The organism is Brevundimonas sp. AAP58 (assembly GCF_001295975.1).
GTDB lineage: Bacteria > Pseudomonadota > Alphaproteobacteria > Caulobacterales > Caulobacteraceae > Brevundimonas.
Genome location: NZ_LJHU01000036.1, coordinates 1 through 18,398, shown reverse-complemented (window position 1 = coordinate 18,398; position 18,398 = coordinate 1). Strand labels below are relative to the sequence as shown.

Genomic DNA, 18,398 nt, shown 5'->3' with positions numbered 1-18,398 from the left:
AGACGCTGTCTGCGGGAGCAATCGGCGATTGGGACTGCGTTAATCGCGCACTGGGCGAGGCCGATCGCCCAAAGCACTGGGTCCCCGCTTTCGTGGGGATGAGCGGAGAGTTTCATGATTTCGCGCCTTGTCCTGACCGCTATCGCCACCGTTCTCGCCGCTCCGGCCTTCGCCCAGAGCCTGCCCCACCTGCCAAGCGACCTGTCGCCTGCCGGCGTGCGGGCGGCGGACGATCACCTGGCGCTGGAGGAAGTCGAGGGGGCCGAGGCCATGGCCTTCGTGCGCGCGTCCAACGAACGCGCCTTGGCCGCCCTGACCGGTGACCCCCGCTACGAGACCTTCAGGGCCGAGGCGTTCGAGGTTCTGTCGTCGACGGCGCGCATTCCGTCGCCCAGCTTCCTCGGCGATGGAATCGGCAACTTCTGGCAGGATGCGGAGAACCCCAAGGGCCTCTGGCGGCGCACGACGCTGGACAGCTATCGCACCGACGCGCCGCAATGGGAGACGCTGATCGACGTCGGGGCGCTGTCCGCGGCCGAGGGTGTGGACTGGGTCTGGAAGGGCGCCAGCTGCCTGCCGCCGGACGAGACCCGCTGCCTGATCAGCCTGTCGGACGGCGGCAAGGACGCGGTCGTGGTTCGTGAGTTCGACACGACGACAAGGACGTTCGTCGAGGGCGGCTTCTCCCTGCCCGAGGGCAAGCACCGGATCAGCTGGCTGGATCGCGACACCCTGCTGGTGGCCACCGATTTCGGACCCGGAACCCTGACCGAGAGCGGCTATCCCTTCATCGTCAAATCCCTGAGGCGCGGCCAGACCCTGGCCCAGGCCACCGAGGTCTATCGCGGTGATCAGTCCGATGGCGGGTACGGCGTCAGCGCATCGGTGTTCCGGGATGGCGCGGGCGCGGTGCAGGCCGTGATCATCAATCGCCCGCTCGACACCTTCCGGGCTGAGCGGTGGTGGATCACAAACGCCGGTGCCCAAAAGCTGAACCTGCCCGCCCGCGCCGGCTTGCATGGCGTCATGGGTGGTCGGCTGGTGTTCACGGTCGAGGAAGACTGGACCTGGTACACCCAAGCCCGCGCCGCCGGGACCCTGATGGCGATTAGTCTGGAGGAACTGGGCGACAACCCACGCCAGGCCATCTCGAACGCCGCCACCACCATCTTCGCCCCGGGACCACGCCAGTCCGTCGAGGATGTCGCCGTATTCGATGATCGGGTTGTCGTCTCGGTGCTCGACAATGTGCGGGGTCGGATCAGCATCTTCCGCGATCGAGGCGAGTTCGGCTGGCCCGAGACGACCGTCGAGGTACCGGAAAACCTGGCGATCGGTCTGGGCGACACCAGTCGCTCCAGCGGTCGGCTGTTCCTCAGCCAGCAAGGTTTCCTCACGCCTCCGAGCCTGGGTCTGATCGACGTGAACGCAGCGTCCATTGCGCCCCTGAAGTCCGCGCCCGACCTGTTTGATCCCTCGACCCATGTCGTGGAGCAGTTCGAGGCCCGGTCCAGCGACGGGACCATGATCCCCTACTTCGTGGTGCGCCCGCGCGAGATGGCGATGGACGGATCAGCACCGACGATCCTGTTCGGCTACGGCGGGTTCCAGATCAGCTTCCCGCCCGCCTACAAGCCCGAGATGGGCAGGCTGTGGCTGGAGAACGGCGGCGTCTTCGTCCAGGCCAACATCCGGGGCGGCGGCGAGTTCGGCCCGGCCTGGCACCAGGCGGCGCTTCGCGAGAACCGCCAGCTGGCTTTCGATGATTTCGCAGCCGTGGCGCGAGATATCCAGACGCGCGGGATCACCTCGCCCCGCCGTCTGGGCATCTACGGCCGGTCCAATGGCGGGGTCCTGACCTCGGTATCGATCACTCAGAACCCGGACCTGTTCAACGCGGCGGTGATCGAGAGCCCGCTGATCGACATGCTACGCTACCCGGACCTGCCGGCCGGCGCGTCGTGGATCGGCGAATATGGTGATCCGCGCATTCCGGGCGACGCCGCCTTCATCAGCCAGTACTCCGCCTATCAGCGCCTCAGCCCAGAGGTCGACTACCCGCGCGTCTACATCACCACCAACACCCGTGATGACCGGGTGCATCCCGGCCATGCCCGAAAGTTTGCCGCCCGGCTGGAAGCTCAGGGCCACGACCACCTCTATTTCGAGGACACGGCGGGCGGGCACTCCAACGACGCTGATCCGGTGGCCAATGCCCGGCGCTGGGCGCGACACTACGCGTACCTGGCCCAGCAGCTGATGGACTGAGGCGATTCTCACGGATTTATGAGCGGCGTGGATCGTCCAGCCAGATTACCAATCGCTGCCATGACAACGCGAGGCTGGGTTATCGGCGCGGCAGGTGCCTTGGCGCTGCTCGGCGCGGCATCGAGTCCGGCCCAGCCAATGGGCACGCGTACGGCCGCCCGGGATGCGCCGGTCGAGCCAGTCGTGGTGGAGCTTTTTACCGCTCAAGGCTGCGCCGGTTGTCCCCAGGCCAACCGGATGGTCGAGGCGATGGCCGACAAGCCGGGCGTAATCACGCTGACCTATGCGGTCGATTACTGGGACTATCTGGGCTGGGCGGACACCTTTGCTCGTCCCGAGTTCGAGGCGCGACAACGCGCCTATCAGGCCGCGATGCGGCTGAGAAACGTCTACACACCGCAGGTCGTGATCGATGGGCATCGCCAGCTCTCGGGAGCGGAGGCGGACGCGATCGAGGCGGCGGTCGATGTGGAAGCCCAGGCGCGCACCTTCCCGCCCGAGGTCGAGTTCCGCGAGGGCGGCCATGCCGTTGGTATCGGCTCTGGACGAGTGCCGACTGGTGGTGCCGAGGTCTGGGCCGTGACCTTCATGCCCGGGCCGCAGACGGTGACGGTGCAGAACGGAGATAACCGTGGGCAGGACGTCCGGCACGTCAATGTCGTCCGCAGCCTGACCCGATTGGGCGAATGGCGCGGCCGCCCCATCCTGCTACCGCTGCCCGAGATCGAACGCCCCGGAGAGCGAATGGCGATCTTGGTTCAAGCCACGGCGGACCGGCGCATTCTGGCGGCCGCTGTGGACTGATCCGTCGCGCTCCGATGCCGGCCAACCGCTTGAAGCACCAGTCGTCTTCGGCCAGTGTCCGCGTCCTGAAGGGCATCGGTGTTGTTGTCTGACCGTTCCGGCGGTCCACGGGGGTCAGTTGCGATGCGGAGGGGGCGTACGAGGGCGGAACAGCGCGTGGTCGCCGGCATCGCGCTGCTTCTGGCAAGCCTGAGCCTCGCCGCCGCAGCCGCTGGACAGCAGATGCCCGCCAGGCCACCCAGTCCCGACGCGGAGGCGGCCGCCATCACCCGCGTCGTCATGAGCGCCGAACTGGCGGCGTGGGCTCGGATGAGAGGGGATGCTCAGGCGCTGTTGGTTGCTGCCCGTGTGCTGGATGAGATTCGGGTCCGTCCCCAAAGCGGCGAAGCCCCGTTTTTGACAGCAGACGCCTTGGTGCGGGAAGCCGAAAGCCTGGCTCCTGAAGATCCGGCCGTTCGCGCGGAAATCCTGCGGCTGCGCAATCGGCACAAGGGTGTGCGCGCTTCCGCGTTTGGGCCAGGGCCGATCGTCATCGTCCGCCGCGTGCCAGCGCGAGAAACGTTCGGCTTTGAGGTCGAGGCGCGACCGAATGAGGTGCTCCGTGTGGCCGCCATCGGTGACGGCGATACCAATATTGACCTCGTGCTGCGCGAGCGGGACGGGACTGTTCTGTGCTCTGACAGTTCTCTCGACCACTATCCGGTCTGCACCCTCGGCAGGCCTCGGGGAGGGCCGGTTCGGATCGAAGTGGTGAACCGGGGAGCGGTCTGGTCCCGAGTGCAGATCCTCACAAACTAGCCGGCACGACCGTCCGGATCGCGCAGCCTCGCGGCCCTAGCGCGGCTCGGTCACCCGGATCTCGAAGAGCTTGGGCCAGTTCTTGCCGGTGACGAACAGGCGGCGCGTGGCCGGATCCCAGGCGATCCCATTCAGGACATCGTCGTTGGGGTCGGCGATGTCGCCGGGTGCCAGCAGGCCCGACAGGTCGATGACGGACAGGATGTTCCCGCTCGCCGGATCGATGCGCAGGATGGCGTCGGTCTGCCAGACATTGGCCCAGACCTCGCCGTCGATGAACTCCAGCTCGTTGATGCGCCCGACCGGGCGTCCCTGCCAGTTGACAGTGACCGATCCCGTCTCAGCGAAGGTCCGGGGGTCCAGGAAGCGCAGGCGAGCGGTGCCATCCGACAGGATCAGCCGCCTTCCGTCGTGGGTCAGGCCCCAACCCTCTCCCGCGTAGGTGAACTCGCCGAGAGGTTCGAGCGTGTCCGGGTTCCAGATGAAGCCCTTGCCGCTCTGCCACGTCAGGGAGAAGGCGCGATCGCCAAGGACCGTCAGACCCTCGCCGAAATAGGTGGTGTCCAGGTCCCGGCGCACGAGGACCTGCCCATCCTCGAGACGGACGCGCCGCACCGTGGAGGGGTAGCGGCCCGTGCTTTCGAGGAGCTCGCCGTTCCGGAACACCAGCCCCTGGGTGAAGGCCGTGGGGTCGTGCGGATAGACGGCGACGACTTCATAGCCCTGACGTGGAGGCCGCGCCACCGGCGGCGCGACCGCCGGAGAGGACGAGGTCGCAGGAGCGGGCGTCTGGGCGACGGTCGCGCCTGACCCCGCCGCGAGGGCGAGGACGAGCGCGAGCGCGAGACCGAGGCCCGGAAGGCGCATCAGTGGGCAGCAGGCGGCGTCTGCCCCGCCGTCCTCGCCGCGCTTTTCCGACTGAGCATGTTCAGTCCCTCCACGAGGGCGGAGAACGCCATGGCGGCATAGATGTATCCCTTGGGCACATGGACGCCGAAGCCGTCGGCGATCAGCACCATGCCGATCATGAGCAGGAAGCCCAGGGCCAGCATGACGACCGTCGGGTTCTTCTCGATGAAGTTGGCCAGGGGATCGGCGGCCAGCAGCATCACGGTGACGGCGGTCAGGACGGCGATCACCATGATCGGCACATGATCGGTCAGGCCGACGGCCGTCAGGATGGAGTCGATCGAGAACACCAGGTCCAGAAGGATGATCTGGACGATGGCCGAGCCGGCGTTGTTGATGGCCACGGACTTCTTGTCGAGCACGTCGTGGTCCGACGGGGTCGGGTCCACGGTGTGGTGGATTTCCTTGGTCGCCTTCCACAGCAGGAACAGGCCGCCAGCGATCAGGATCAGGTCCTTCCAGCTGAACGAGGTCTCGAAGGCCGGTTCGCCGTGCTCGTTCAGCGGGCCGACGATCCCCAGGTCGAACACCGGCGCGGTCAGGCCGACGATCCAGCCGATGGTCACTAGCAGGGCCAGCCGCATGATGAGGGCGAGGCCGATGCCGATCCGGCGGGTCCGCTGGCGCTGATGCTCGGGCAGCTTGTTGGACAGGATCGAGATGAAGATCAGGTTGTCGATCCCCAGGACGATCTCCAGCACCACTAGCGTGGCGAGGGCGGCCCAGGCGGCCGGGTCGGTGAAGATCTGGACGACGCCGTCGAGCATGAGTGTTTCCTGTGGACGAGCCGTCTCCTAAGCGCACGTCCGCCGAACTCGTTCAAGGCCCCGCCTGTGCGCTCCTGCCTCGGTTGCTCCGTGGGACAAAGGGTGCTATCCGGCGCCCGGCTTAGCGAGGGGCGTTTCCTGAGAGACGGCCCCCTCCGTGCTTTCCTTAAGCATTACAAGCCTTTGATCGGCGCAGGCGTGCGGCCGATCGTTTGACGAAACCGCATATCGGACGGACAGGTCTTGGCTGACGATTTCAGAACGACGGAAGTCGGAGGGCGCTACGCCCAGGCGCTGTTCGACCTGGCGCTGGAGACCGGCCGTCTGGAGCCCGTGCGCGCGGACCTGAATTCGCTGAAGGCGGCCTGGATCGACAGCGCCGACCTGCGTCGCCTGGCGACCTCGCCCATCATGGCGTCAGAGGATCAGGTCAAGGGGCTGGTGGCCATCGCCGACAAGGCCAGGTTTGACGCCACGACCCGGAACTTCCTCGGCCTGCTGGCCCAGAACGGCCGGGCTAGGGACCTGCCCGCCGTGATCGCGGGCTTCGAGCGCCTTTATTCGGCTCATACCGGCGTCGTCGCCGCCGAGGTGGTCTCGGCCGTGCCGCTGACGACCGCCCAGGCCACCCATATCCGCTCGGCCCTGATGCAGGCGCTGGGCAAGGCCCCCGAGATGACCGCCCGGGTCGATCCGTCGATCCTGGGCGGCCTGAAGGTCAAGGTCGGCTCGAAGCTGTTCGACGCCTCGCTGAAGACCAGGCTCGATCAGATGAAGTTTGCCCTGAAGCGCGCGTAAGCGCGCCGACCAACCCGATGCAGTGGGCCTGACGGCCCGTCCGAAGACGATAGAGAAGAAGAGCCCGCCATGGACATCCGCGCCGCTGAAATCTCGGCCATCCTCAAGTCGCAGATCGCCAACTTCGGCGTCGAGGCGGACGTTTCGGACGTCGGCCAGGTCCTGTCGGTCGGCGACGGTATCGCTCGCATCCACGGTCTGGACAACGTCCAGGCCGGCGAGATGATCGAGTTCCCCAAGGCCGGGGTGAAGGGCATGGCCCTGAACCTGGAGCGCGACAACGTCGGGGCCGTGATCTTCGGCCAGGACAGCCAGATCGCCGAGGGCGACGAGGTCCGTCGTCTGGGCGAGATCGTGGACGTGCCGGTCGGCAAGGGCCTGCTGGGTCGGGTCGTCAACCCGCTGGGCGAGCCGATCGACGGCAAGGGCCCGATCCAGTTCACCGAGCGCCGCCGCGTGGACGTCAAGGCGCCAGGCATCATCCCCCGCAAGTCGGTGCACGAGCCGATGCAGACGGGCCTCAAGGCCATCGACACCCTCATCCCGGTCGGCCGCGGCCAGCGCGAGCTGATCATCGGGGACCGTCAGGTCGGCAAGACCGCCGTCGCCGTCGACACCATCCTGAACCAGAAGTCGATCAACGTCGAAGGCGCGCCCGAGAGCGACAAGCTCTATTGCATCTATGTCGCCATCGGTCAGAAGCGCTCGACCGTCGCCCAGATTGTCAAGACGCTCGAGGAGCGTGGCGCGCTGGAATACACCATCGTCGTGGCCGCCACGGCGTCGGAGCCGGCCCCGCTGCAGTTCCTGGCGCCGTTCGCCGGCACCGCCATGGGCGAGTATTTCCGCGACAACGGCATGCACGCCCTGATCGTCTATGACGACCTGTCCAAGCAGGCGGTCGCCTATCGTCAGATGTCGCTGCTGCTGCGCCGTCCGCCGGGCCGCGAGGCCTATCCGGGCGACGTCTTCTATCTGCACAGCCGCCTGCTGGAGCGTTCGGCCAAGCTGAACGAGGACAACGGGTCGGGCTCGATGACGGCCCTGCCGCTGATCGAGACCCAGGCCAACGACGTGTCGGCCTATATCCCGACCAACGTGATCTCGATCACCGACGGCCAGATCTTCCTTGAGTCCGACCTGTTCTACCAGGGCATCCGCCCGGCCGTGAACGTTGGCATCTCGGTGTCGCGCGTCGGGTCCTCGGCCCAGATCAAGGCGATGAAGCAGGTCGCCGGTTCGATCAAGGGCGAGCTGGCCCAGTACCGGGAAATGGCCGCCTTCGCCAAGTTCGGCTCGGACCTGGACGTCTCGACCCAAAAGCTGCTGGCCCGCGGCGCGCGCCTGACCGAACTGCTGAAGCAGCCCCAGTACTCGCCGCTGACGGTCGAGGAGCAGGTGGTGTCGATCTATGCCGGCACGCGCGGCTTCCTCGACAACGTCGCGGTCTCCGACATCGGCCGTTTCGAGAGCGAGCTGCTGGCCCGGATGCACTCGGCCCACCAGCCGATCCTGGACGCGATCAAGTCGACCAAGGCTCTGTCCAAGGAGCTCGAAGCCGAGCTGAAGGCCGCGATCGAAGCCTTCGCCAAGACCTTCGCCTGACCCCCGGACAGCTGAAAGAGTAGCGCCCGATGGCCAGCCTCAAGGAAATGCGCAATCGGATCGGAAGCGTGAAATCCACGCAGAAGATCACGAAAGCTCTGAACATGGTCGCCGCGGCCAAGCTGAAGCGCGCCCAGGACCAGGCCGAGAGCGCGCGCCCCTATGCCCGGAAGATGGCCGCCGTCATCGCCAACCTGGCGGCCGGCGTCTCGGGCGACAACGCGCCCCGGCTGCTCGCCGGAACGGGCTCGGACAAGAAGCACCTCGTGGTCGTCGCCACCGGCGACAAGGGCCTGGCCGGCGGCTTCAACTCCAACGTCATCCGGGCGGCGCGCGAGCGGATCAACACCCTGATCGCCAACGGCAAGGACGTCCGGATCATCGCCGTGGGCCGCAAGGTCCGCGACGGCCTCACCCGTCTGTACGGCGACAAGATCATCCGCACCTTCGAGCTGTCCGACCACAAGGTCATCGGCATGGCGACCGCCGAGCCGATCGCCGAGCTGATCGCCCAGGAGTTCGAGGCCGGCAACGCCGACGTCGTGACCTTGTTCTACAGCCGCTTCCAATCGGTCATCTCGCAGGTGCCGACGCCCAAGCAGCTGGTGCCCGCGGTCGTCGATGGTGACGCGCCTCCGATCGACCTGAACGGCGCGGTCTATGAGTACGAGCCCTCGGAAGAGGACATCCTCGAGACCCTGCTGCCGCGCAACATCAAGACCCAGATCCTGGCCGTCCTGCTCGAGAATCAGGCCAGCTTCTTCGGGGCCCAGATGGGCGCCATGGACAACGCCACGCGCAACGCGGGCGACCTCATCTCCGCCCTGACGCTGCAGTACAACCGCAAGCGCCAGGCCCAGATCACCACCGAACTGATCGAGATCATCGCCGGCGCGGAAGCGCTCTGATCCTCCGATCCTGACAGACCTTACGAAACGGACCCCGCCGATGACCGACACCGTCGCCCCCAAGAAGCCCGCCGCCAGGAAGCCCGCCGCGCCCAAGGCGCCCAAGGCCGCTGCCGCGCCGAAGTCGGCCGCGCCGGTCTCGGCCGTCGCCACCGGCAAGATCGCCCAGGTCATCGGCGCCGTCGTGGACGTGGAGTTCACCGGACACCTGCCGGCCATCCTGAACGCCCTGGAAACCCAGAACGTCGACCAGAAGACGGGCGAGCCCTTCCGCCTGGTGCTGGAAGTCGCCCAGCACCTGGGTGAGAACATGGTCCGCACCATCGCCATGGACACGACCGAGGGCCTGACCCGCGGCCAGCCCGTGACCGACACCGGCACGTCGATCCTGACCCCCGTCGGCCCAGGCGTTCTGGGCCGCATCATGAACGTGGTCGGCGACCCGATCGACGAAGCCGGTCCGATCCAGACCACGATGTACCGCCCGATCCACCGCGAGGCCCCCAGCTTCGAGGAACAGTCGACCTCGTCGGAAATCCTGGTCACCGGCATCAAGGTCATCGACCTGATGTGCCCCTACACCAAGGGCGGCAAGATCGGCCTGTTCGGCGGCGCCGGGGTCGGAAAAACCGTGACGATGCAGGAGCTGATCAACAACATCGCCAAGGCCTACGGCGGCTACTCCGTCCTGGCCGGCGTGGGCGAGCGCACCCGCGAGGGTAACGACCTGTATCACGAGATGATCGAGTCCAACGTCAACGTGGACCCGTCCAAGAACGGCGGCTCGACCGAGGGCTCGAAGTGCGCCCTCGTCTATGGCCAGATGAACGAGCCCCCCGGCGCCCGCGCCCGCGTCGCCCTGACCGGCCTGGCCCAGGCCGAGTACTTCCGCGACGAAGAGGGCAAGGACGTCCTGCTGTTCGTCGACAACATCTTCCGCTTCACCCAGGCCGGTTCGGAAGTGTCGGCGCTTCTGGGCCGCATCCCGTCGGCCGTGGGCTATCAGCCGACGCTGGCCACCGAGATGGGCAATCTGCAGGAGCGGATCACCTCGACCAAGAAGGGCTCGATCACCTCGGTCCAGGCCATCTACGTGCCCGCTGACGACCTGACCGACCCGGCGCCCGCCGCCTCCTTCGCCCACCTGGACGCGACGACGGTGCTGAGCCGCGACATCGCCGCCCAGGCCATCTTCCCGGCCGTGGACCCGCTGGACTCGACCTCGCGCATCATGGACCCGCTGGTGATCGGCGAGGAGCACTACCGCGTCGCCCGTTCCGTCCAGGAAGTCCTGCAGCAGTACAAGGCGCTGAAGGACATCATCGCCATCCTGGGCATGGACGAGCTGTCGGAAGAGGACAAACTGATCGTCAGCCGCGCCCGCAAGATCCAGCGCTTCCTGTCGCAGCCCTTCTTCGTGGCCGAGCAGTTCACCAACTCGCCGGGCAAGTTCGTCGAGCTGGCCGACACCATCCGCAGCTTCAAGGGCATCGTCGCCGGCGAATACGACCACCTGCCGGAAGCCGCCTTCTACATGGTCGGCACCATCGAGGAGGCCGTCGAGAAGGCCCAGAAGATGGCGGCGGACGCCTGATGGCTGGAAAGCTGAACTTCTCCCTTGTCGCCCCGGAACGCGAGGTCTTCTCCGGCCTTGTGGACCAGGTCGATGCGCCGGGCGTCGAAGGCGACTTCGGCGTGCTCGCTGACCATGCGCCCTTCATGACGGCGCTGCGCGAGGGACAGGTGACGGTCATCAACGGCGGCACGCGCCGGACCTTCACCGTCAAGGGCGGCTTCGCCGATGTGACGCCGGCCGGTTTGACCATCCTGGCCGAGGAAGCCGCCGAGGTCGCGGCCTAGTGAGGCTTGGGGCCTGACATGGGCGCAGGGGCGGGCATCGGCGGATACGCCGGGACCGCCCTGATCTATGTCCTCGCCGCGATCGCCGAGATCGCCGGATGCTTCGCCTTCTGGGCCTGGCTGAGGCTGGATCGCTCGGCGCTCTGGGCTGTGCCGGGCGTCGTCTGCCTGGTCCTTTTCGCCTGGCTTTTGACCCGCGTCGAGGCCGATGCGGCCGGGCGCGCCTATGCGGCCTATGGCGGCGTCTATATCGCCGCGTCGCTGATATGGCTGTGGCTGGTCGAGCAGCGCGCGCCGGACCGATGGGACCTGACCGGGGCGGCGATCTGTCTGGTCGGGGCCGGAGTCATCCTGTTCGGGCCGCGGGGAGGCTGATTCCGGGCTCCAGGGCCGACGTCAAATCGACCAATCCGAGACATCAAGCTCACCAACCTGACCAGGGCCTCGCGCGGCTTGAACCCGAGCGTCCCCGGTCCTAGATGACCGCCTGAAAGACGAGGCCACGTCCTCGCCCCCGGATCACCTGACATGGGCACCGGGGACAAGTCCGGGACGGCCCGGCCTTTCGCGAGGAGGGCTGATCTTGGCCTGGGTCTATCTGATCGTCGCCGGACTGCTGGAAGTGGTCTGGGCCTATTCCATGAAGCAGTCGGCCGGGTTCACCAAGCTGGTTCCCAGCCTGATCACGCTCGGCACGATGGGCGTCAGCTTCGCCCTGCTGTCCCTGGCCATGAAGAGCTTGCCACTAGGCACGGCCTACACCGTCTGGACCGGCATCGGGGCGGTGGGGGCCTTTATCGTTGGCGTCATCTGGCTGAACGAGGGCGTCCATCCCGTGCGGGTGGCGGCGGCCGGGCTGATCCTCGCGGGTCTTACCCTGATGCGCCTCGCGCCGAGCACCTAGGTTGAGACGCGTCCGCTCGCCGCGCGGCGTCTCGGGGGCTAACTCGCGAACCGCGTAAACGCCGCCACGACCTGTTCGTAGGCGTCGCGCTTGAACGGGACGATCAGCTCGGGTGCTTCTTCCAGACGGCCCCAGCGCCAGGCGTCGAACTCGACCTCCTCGTGGCGATCGAGCGCGATCTCGGCGTCTTCGCCGGTGAAGCGGAAGGCGAACCAGACCTGCTTCTGGCCGTCCCAGGGCTTGCGACCGTCGCGGCGGTGCTGCGCCTTCAGGGCCTCGGGGAAGTCGTAGACGATCCAGCCGTCGGTGCGGCCCATAAGCTCGGCGGAGGTGACGCCGGTTTCCTCCTCCAGCTCGCGGCGGGCGGCGGCCTCAAGGTCCTCGCCGGGATCGACGCCCCCTTGAGGGAACTGCCAGGCGTGGCCCTCGGTCATGCCCGCGCGGCGGCCGTACCAGACCTGGCCCTCCGCGTTGAACAGGACGACCCCGACGTTGGGGCGGTGGCGAGAGAGATCGGGCGAGGACATGGCGTCCCCATCTTCGCTCACATCGATGCCGTCAATGATCGATCACCGCCCGGGCCGGGCCGCCAGGGCCGAGGCCGGAGCCAGCTGCACGCCGCGGGCCTCCAGACCGGCGGTCCAGCGGGCGGCGGCCTCGACGGTGACCGGATAGGCGAAGCCCGTGCCGAGCGCGGCGCCGCGCGTCTTGGCCGTGGCCTCCAGCGCGTTCAGGCGGGCGATGATGGCGGCGGGCGTCTGGGTCTCGTCGACGATAGTGTCGGCCGAGGCGCGCGACCAGGCACCGGGGCGGCGGCGCGCGACCCCGTCATCGAAGAAGGCGAGGCCCCGCTGGCGCAGGATGCCGAGGAAGGCGCTCATCCCCGCGTCCGACGTCACGAAACGGTCGCCGAGATAGTTGGTCACGCCGAAGTAGCCGGTGGCGCGCCCCAGGAGCCAGGCCATGCGGGTCTCGATGTCGTCGGGCGTCGCGTTGGCCAGCAGGGTCTGGGGGCCGGGATCGTTGTTGGGATAGCCGGTCGGCTCCATCGGGATCTCGATCAGGACCTCGTGGCCCTGGCGACGGGCAAGGTCGATCCAGCCCTGAAGATCCTCGGCGTAGGGGACGAAGGAGAGGGTGACCTCCGGCGGCAGGCGCTCGATGGCGGCGCGGGTGGTGACCGCGTTCAGGCCGAGGCCTCCGACGATCAGGGCCACGCGCGGGCGGCCGTTCGGGGTGAAGGGACGGGCATAGGCCTGGGCCGGGACGCGGCCGTCGGTGGCGATGACCGGCAGGGGGCCGTTCGGGCCCGGCTGGCTGAGGCCCGCGATGGGGGCGGGGGTGAGGGGTTCGGCCGGGATGACCGGCGCGGCGATGGCCGAGCCGCCCGCGACGGTCGCCCCGTCCGGCAGGGTGATCAGGGCCTCGCCTCCGGCCGCGCCACTGGCGTCCAGCAGGGCCGGATCGGACAGGCCCTGCCAGGCGGCGAACCCGCCCATGGAGAAGGCTTCGAGGCCGGTCGGAGCCGCGGGGGCGGGCGCGGCCTCGCGCTTCAGCGCGACATGCGCCGACGGCGTGCCGGCGCGGGGGTCGCCCAGAACCGTCAGGAACAGGGCGACGGCGGACAAAAGCACCAGGCCGGCTGCACCGACGGCGACCGGCGGGCGCTTCAGGAAGGCCAGCACGGCCTTGAGATCGATCTTGGGCATCCGCGAGGGCGGAGGGCTGCCGGCGGCGGCGGCGAGGGCGGACTGGCGCTTGGCGAACATGGACGACGTCGAACGCTCTGGCCGCCGGACGGATTCCGGGCGGCGCTCTTCGCGTGTCAGAATGGCGGTCGGCGGTTAAGAAAGCCTAACGCGCCGTTAGCCATGACCGGTTGCGCGTCACTCCTCCGTCGTGTCCTCCAGGGCGGCCGTCTCGATGTCCGGCGTGCCGGGTTCGGTGACGATGATGCCCTCGGGCGCGGCGGCCAGACGCGTCAGGTCGCCCCCGGCGCGCAGCACGTCCAGCGCCCGCTGCAGCTGATAGTCCGCGTCCGCGTCATAGTCCGGGCCGGGGGCCTCGCGCGGCGTGTGCGGGCCGCGACGTTCGGCCCCGATGGAGGCGTCCAGCGCCGTGGCATAGGCGGCCTCGGAATAGACGAAGCTGGAGCGCGAGACGATCCGCCCCTCGGCCTCGGTGCGAGCGACCTCGAGGTCCGGCTCGATGCCGATCTTCTGGATCGAGCGGCCCGACGGCGTGTAGTAGCGCGCCGTCGTGATCGACAGGGCGCCGTCGCGGCCGCCCCGCAGCGGAATGACGGTCTGGACCGAGCCCTTGCCGAAGCTGGTCAGGCCCACAATCGTGGCCCGCTCCTGATCCTGAAGGGCGCCGGCCACGATCTCCGACGCCGAGGCCGAGCCGTAGTTGATCAGGACCACGACCGGCAGGCCGCCGGTCAGGTCGCCGGGCCGTGCAGCGTAGCGCTCGATCTGATCCGGGCGGCGGCCGCGCTGGCTGACGATCTCGCCGCGTTCCAGGAAGGTGTCGGACACGTCGATGGCCGCGCTGAGCAGACCGCCGCCGTTGTTGCGGAGATCCAGGACATAGCCCTGGATGTTCGGGTTCTGGCTCTTCAGCCGCTCGATGACCTCGGTCAGCTCCCGACCGGTGTTCTCGTTGAAGGTGGCGACCCGCAGGTAGCCGAACTCGCCTTCCATGCGGCCGGTGACGCTGTCGACCGTGATGACCTCGCGCACCAGGGTGACTTCCAGCGGGTCGGAGCCGTCCCTCAGGAAGGTGACGTTGACCGAAGTGCCGATGGCCCCGCGCAGCTTCTCGGAAACCTCCGAGACTGTCAGGCCGGCGGCGTTCTGGCCGTCGATGACCGAGATGACGTCCCCCGCCTGGACGCCCGCGCGGGCGGCGGGGCCGTCGTCCATCGGCGAGATGACCTTCACCAGGCCGCCTTCGGTGGTGATGGTCAGGCCGACGCCGGAGTATTCGCCCGATGTGCGCTCCTGCAGGTCGTCGAAACCGTCGGGCGCCAGGTAGTTCGAATGCGGGTCGAGCGCCGTCATCATGCCGGCCAGCGCGGCCTCGATCAGCTTCTTGTTGTCGACGGGAACGACATAGGCCTGCTCGATCACCGCCAGGGTGTCGCCGAACAGCTGGAGCATCCGGAAGGTCTCGTTCCGGGGCGTCTGGCCGACGACAGCGGCGGCGGATAGGCCCAGCGCCGCGACGGCGGCTCCGGCAACGAGAAGTCTGCGCATTCGGTCTCTTTCAGGCCCCGGTGGGGCGGGAGGAAGCCGCGGACCGTCGCCGCCAATCGTGGCGGGTCCGCGTCCGGTCGATAAAATCAGCGTCATGCGGCGGAGGAAAGTGGAAAAGGGTCAAGGATCGCTCCCGCACGGGTCGATCGACCAGTCGCTGGCGGTCGGGATGTCCCCGAAAGACAATGACGACCTGGAGTCCGCAAAATTGGACTCCACTTTCTCCAACTGGGGATGAGGTAAAGGCGCTGCAGCTGGGCTCGGGGTTGCGGCTTTACACCGGGACGGCGCATCGGACGCCAGCCGCACCAGAGCGGCGTGGACCCGGGCCCAGCGGACGGCGTCCATGGACAGGCCGTCGTCGATGGCGCGACACAGCCGACGCCAGGCGATCTGGACCACTTCGGCGGGGCTTCGGGTCAGGGCTGCGGTCGACTGCACCCTCGCAGGTTAAGGCCGTGCTGCGTCAGTATCGGTCGTATCGACCACGCGGTCAGAAGAACGGCGCGGGATCGACCGGACGGTCGCCCCGCCGGAGTTCCAGGTAGACCTCGCCGCCCGCTTCGGCGCGGCCCAGGGTCTGGCCGTCGGCGACCCGCTGGCCCGGTTCGACCGAAACGGTATCGAGGCCGGCCAGGACCGCCCGCCAGCCGTCGCCGAGATCGAGGATCACCACCTCGCCCCAGCCGCTCAGCGGTCCCGCGTGATCGATGCGGGCACCCGCCGGGGCAGCGACGTCGCCTGACGCGCTCCAGCGCCAGCCTTGCGAGCGCGCGCCGTCGCCGCCCTGACCGAAGCGGACGGACGGCGGCCCGGGGACAGGGGCGGTCAGTCGGTTTCGACCCGCGGGAAGGCGGCTGGCCGGGGCGTCGGCATCCGCAGTGGCAGAGACGGGCGTAGCTCCCAGGGCGCGGATGCGGTTCTCGAGTGTGCGGGCGGCGCGCTCTGCGCGCTCGGCATCGGCGCGAAGGACGGTCAGAAGGGCGGTGCGGCGCGCCGAAAGGCCTTCGATCTCGGCGCGGCGGTCGCCTTGGGCGCTTTCGGTGGTCATCAGCCGCTCCGATGACAGGACGGCGAGGCGGCGGATCCGGCCGATCTCGGCCTGTCGGGCGGAGAGCGCATCGGCACGGGCACGCAGGTCCGGGGCCATGGCCTTCATCAGGATGGCGGCGCGAACCGTGTCGACGGCGCGCTCCGCCGGGATCAGCAGGGGCGGGGGTGGGCGGCGACTCATCATCTGAAGCGCGGACAGCAGCCGCATCTGGCTGTCGCGCGCCCTGGCCAGCTCCGAAACGAAGGCGGCCTCGCGTCGGCCCAGAGCCGCCAGCCGGGCGCGCTGGGCGGCCAGTTCCCGGTCTCCGGAGGCCACGTCGCGCTCAAGGATTGCCAGTTCGCGGTCGAGCGCGGCGATCTCGCTCTGGGCGGCCTCGGCATCGGCGCGCAGGCGTCGTGCGCGCACCTGTTCGTCCCGGTAGCGGGCCTGTAGTTGCTCGAGGTCCTCCTGAACGGCCGCAGAGGCGGGCAGGGCGGCCAGCAGGACGGCGGCGAGGACGGCGAGACGCTTCATCAGTCGCGATGATAGGGCGATCCGGACAGGATCGTCACCGCGCGATAGAGCTGCTCGGCCAGCATGGCGCGGGCGAGCGCATGGGGCCAGGTCTGGGGTCCGAAGGCGAGAGTGGAGCGGGCGGCCGACCGCACCGAGGCGTCCAGTCCGTCCGCCCCACCGATGGCGAAGACCAGCCGCCGCTCGCCCTGATCGCGCAGCCTGGCGATGTGGTCGGCGAAGGCGCGGCTGGAGAAGGTCTTTCCCCGCTCGTCGCAGGCGATCAGGTGCGCGCCTTCGGCGGCCGTCAGGATCAGTTCGGCCTCGGGCACCTTGCCGGTCTTCTTTGGCTCCAGGTCGATCAGATCGAGCGGACCCAGCCCCAGCGGACGCCCGGCGGCGCTGGCGCGGGCGGCGTAGTCGACGGCCAGCTCGGCCTCCGGCCCGCGCCCGGGCCGGCCGATGGCGAGGATGGCGAGCTTCACGCCCGGCTCAGGCCGAGGCGGGGGTCCGGTGCGCGCTGTCCACGGCCCAGATCTTCTCGATGTTGTAGAAGACGCGGACCTCGGGGCGGAACAGGTGGACGATCACGTCGCCGGCGTCGATCAGCACCCAGTCGCAGTGCGGCAGGCCCTCGACCTTGGCGCGGCCCAGGCCGTGGTCCTTCAGCGTGCGCAGCAGGTGGTCGGTCAGAGCGCCGACGTGGCGGTGCGAGCGGCCCGACGCCACGATCATGGTGTCGGCCATGGGCGACTTGCCCTTCAGGTCGATCAGGACGATGTCCTGGGCCTTGTCCTCGTCCAGCTTGGCCAGCACGGCCTGTTCGATCGGCGTGGAGCCGACCGGCAGGGGGGCGTCGCGGGTGAAGGGGGCGTCGTCGTCCTCGGGCTCATTACCCTCGGAACCTGTGCCGAACAGGGAGTAATCGGAGGAGTCGTCGTCCTCGGGAGCGCCGTCCTCGGCGTGCGGGGGCTCGAAGGACTCGGTCGCGGGGGCCGTATTGGAAACGGCATCGTCTTGCGCGTCGTGCGCGGGCGAGGGGGTCAGCGGAGGGCTCCGAAGGTGGTCACTAAAGCGGTCTCATAGCACGGGAGGGCCGAAAGGTCACCGGCTCTTGGCGCTATCGCTCGGAACGCGGTTCCTCGCTGCTTGAGCGCGAAGTGGGTGACCGGGCCCGCAACGCCGTTGACGACGACGGGTTCAGCGGCGCGCGCAGATAGGTCCAGGCGGGCGCCTCCATATGGGCCAGCAGGCGGGCTTCGCGCGAGGAGACGCGATGGCCGGCGAAACGGCGGGCGGCTGGGGCAGCGCGGCTTTCCAGAAGCGAACCCGGGCGGGCGACCACGGCCACGGGCATCATCCGCATGATGTCGGTCCAGCCCCGCCAGCGGTGGAAGCTCTCCAGATTGTCCGATCCCATCAGCCAGACGAAGTGCACGCCCGGGTGGCGGGCCCTGAGCGCGCGCAGTGTGTCGACCGTCCAGCGCGTACCCGCGCGGGTCTCGAAGTCCGAAACGACCATGCGCGGGCCGGGCGCCACGGCGCGGGCCGAGGCCATGCGCTCGGCCAGAGGCGCGGTCTGGCCAGCATCTTTCAGCGGGTTCTGGGGCGACACCAGCCAGACGACCCGGTCCAGATCGAGCCGCTGGAGCGCCGTCTCTGCGACGTGGGCATGACCATCGTGCGCCGGATTGAAGGAGCCGCCGAACAGGCCGACCGTCATGCCGGGCATGAGGTTCAGGCCGGCGCGCAAGGCACCCCGGCGGGGGCCGATCGCCTGTGGCGCGGGTCCGGCGTGGAAGAAGGACAGGGCGAGGCTCTGGGGGCTTCGGGGCTTTTGCTCAGGATGGAGCTAACACGGCGGCGCATGGCTGTCTCCCTCCCCGTCCGGGGAGGGTGGTCGCAGCGAAGCGGAGACCGGGTGGGGGTGGCCGGGTGAGCCAGACCCCGACATTGCCTGTGTATCGCCTTGCC

19 protein-coding genes are annotated in these 18,398 nt (G+C 68.6%); 10 read left to right on the top strand and 9 right to left on the bottom strand.

Features of this window, described 5'->3' with window-relative positions; all coding sequences use genetic code 11:
* The first annotated feature begins 114 nt into the window (after positions 1-114).
* The 3 genes from IP78_RS05165 (at position 115) to IP78_RS05155 (ending at position 3,870) form a co-directional block, all read left to right on the top strand.
* Positions 115-2,268 carry a prolyl oligopeptidase family protein gene (locus IP78_RS05165; protein WP_054110642.1) on the top strand — a complete coding sequence of 718 codons (2,154 nt, stop codon included), beginning with the start codon at positions 115-117 and terminating at the stop codon, positions 2,266-2,268.
* 138 nt (positions 2,269-2,406) lie between these two features.
* Complete coding sequence (locus tag IP78_RS05160; protein ID WP_231680927.1) at positions 2,407-3,072, top strand: thioredoxin family protein; 666 nt, start codon at positions 2,407-2,409, stop codon at positions 3,070-3,072.
* 156 nt (positions 3,073-3,228) lie between these two features.
* On the top strand, positions 3,229-3,870 hold the full coding sequence (locus IP78_RS05155) for a hypothetical protein (RefSeq protein ID WP_054110640.1): 642 nt from the start codon (positions 3,229-3,231) through the stop codon (positions 3,868-3,870).
* A gap of 36 nt (positions 3,871-3,906) precedes the next feature.
* On the opposite strand, the gene IP78_RS05150 is transcribed toward IP78_RS05155, so the two are convergent.
* On the bottom strand, positions 3,907-4,737 hold the full coding sequence (locus tag IP78_RS05150; RefSeq protein ID WP_054110639.1) for a glutaminyl-peptide cyclotransferase: 831 nt from the start codon (positions 4,735-4,737) through the stop codon (positions 3,907-3,909).
* Complete coding sequence (locus IP78_RS05145; RefSeq protein WP_054110638.1) at positions 4,737-5,546, bottom strand: TerC family protein; 810 nt, start codon at positions 5,544-5,546, stop codon at positions 4,737-4,739. Before IP78_RS05145 ends, IP78_RS05150 begins: the two co-directional genes overlap by 1 nt.
* Before the next feature lie 243 nt (positions 5,547-5,789).
* Between IP78_RS05145 and IP78_RS05140 the strand changes: the two genes are divergently transcribed.
* From IP78_RS05140 to IP78_RS05110, 7 genes are all read left to right on the top strand, one after another.
* Positions 5,790-6,344, top strand: a complete 555-nt coding sequence (locus IP78_RS05140) for a F0F1 ATP synthase subunit delta (RefSeq protein WP_054110637.1) — start codon at positions 5,790-5,792, stop codon at positions 6,342-6,344.
* A 69-nt stretch (positions 6,345-6,413) separates the two neighbouring features.
* Positions 6,414-7,949 carry a F0F1 ATP synthase subunit alpha gene (gene atpA, locus IP78_RS05135; RefSeq protein ID WP_054110636.1) on the top strand — a complete coding sequence of 512 codons (1,536 nt, stop codon included), beginning with the start codon at positions 6,414-6,416 and terminating at the stop codon, positions 7,947-7,949.
* 29 nt (positions 7,950-7,978) lie between these two features.
* Positions 7,979-8,857: a F0F1 ATP synthase subunit gamma gene (locus tag IP78_RS05130; protein WP_054110635.1), complete on the top strand. Its 879-nt coding sequence runs from the start codon at positions 7,979-7,981 to the stop codon at positions 8,855-8,857.
* Between the two features lie 40 nt (positions 8,858-8,897).
* A complete protein-coding gene (gene atpD / locus IP78_RS05125; protein WP_054110634.1) occupies positions 8,898-10,451 on the top strand; it encodes a F0F1 ATP synthase subunit beta in 1,554 nt (517 codons plus the stop codon).
* Positions 10,451-10,717: an ATP synthase F1 subunit epsilon gene (locus IP78_RS05120; RefSeq protein ID WP_054110633.1), complete on the top strand. Its 267-nt coding sequence runs from the start codon at positions 10,451-10,453 to the stop codon at positions 10,715-10,717. The genes atpD and IP78_RS05120 overlap by 1 nt, the downstream gene beginning before the upstream one ends.
* 18 nt (positions 10,718-10,735) lie before the next feature.
* The gene (locus IP78_RS05115) at positions 10,736-11,092 is read left to right on the top strand and encodes a YnfA family protein (RefSeq protein WP_054110632.1); all 357 of its coding nucleotides are present in this window, start codon (positions 10,736-10,738) and stop codon (positions 11,090-11,092) included.
* Positions 11,093-11,300: 208 nt separating this feature from the next.
* Positions 11,301-11,621 (top strand): multidrug efflux SMR transporter, encoded by a 321-nt coding sequence (locus IP78_RS05110; protein ID WP_054110631.1) that lies wholly within the window; start codon positions 11,301-11,303, stop codon positions 11,619-11,621.
* A 38-nt stretch (positions 11,622-11,659) separates the two neighbouring features.
* Here IP78_RS05110 and IP78_RS05105 read toward each other — a convergent pair whose 3' ends face one another.
* The 7 genes from IP78_RS05105 to IP78_RS05075 form a co-directional block, all read right to left on the bottom strand.
* Complete coding sequence (locus IP78_RS05105; RefSeq protein WP_054110630.1) at positions 11,660-12,148, bottom strand: RNA pyrophosphohydrolase; 489 nt, start codon at positions 12,146-12,148, stop codon at positions 11,660-11,662.
* Positions 12,149-12,190: 42 nt separating this feature from the next.
* Entirely contained in the window at positions 12,191-13,390 is a 1,200-nt protein-coding gene (locus IP78_RS05100; RefSeq protein ID WP_054110629.1) for a divergent polysaccharide deacetylase family protein, read from the bottom strand.
* A gap of 117 nt (positions 13,391-13,507) precedes the next feature.
* Complete coding sequence (locus IP78_RS05095; RefSeq protein ID WP_054110628.1) at positions 13,508-14,878, bottom strand: S41 family peptidase; 1,371 nt, start codon at positions 14,876-14,878, stop codon at positions 13,508-13,510.
* A gap of 493 nt (positions 14,879-15,371) precedes the next feature.
* Positions 15,372-16,445, bottom strand: a complete 1,074-nt coding sequence (locus IP78_RS05090; RefSeq protein ID WP_054110627.1) for a murein hydrolase activator EnvC — start codon at positions 16,443-16,445, stop codon at positions 15,372-15,374.
* Positions 16,445-16,909, bottom strand: a complete 465-nt coding sequence (gene rlmH / locus IP78_RS05085) for a 23S rRNA (pseudouridine(1915)-N(3))-methyltransferase RlmH (RefSeq protein WP_054110626.1) — start codon at positions 16,907-16,909, stop codon at positions 16,445-16,447. The genes IP78_RS05090 and rlmH overlap by 1 nt, the downstream gene beginning before the upstream one ends.
* A 7-nt stretch (positions 16,910-16,916) precedes the next feature.
* Positions 16,917-17,342 carry a ribosome silencing factor gene (gene rsfS / locus IP78_RS05080; RefSeq protein WP_156320294.1) on the bottom strand — a complete coding sequence of 142 codons (426 nt, stop codon included), beginning with the start codon at positions 17,340-17,342 and terminating at the stop codon, positions 16,917-16,919.
* Between the two features lie 202 nt (positions 17,343-17,544).
* Positions 17,545-18,177 carry a nicotinate-nucleotide adenylyltransferase gene (locus IP78_RS05075; RefSeq protein ID WP_369814666.1) on the bottom strand — a complete coding sequence of 211 codons (633 nt, stop codon included), beginning with the start codon at positions 18,175-18,177 and terminating at the stop codon, positions 17,545-17,547.
* Positions 18,178-18,398 lie beyond the last annotated feature (221 nt).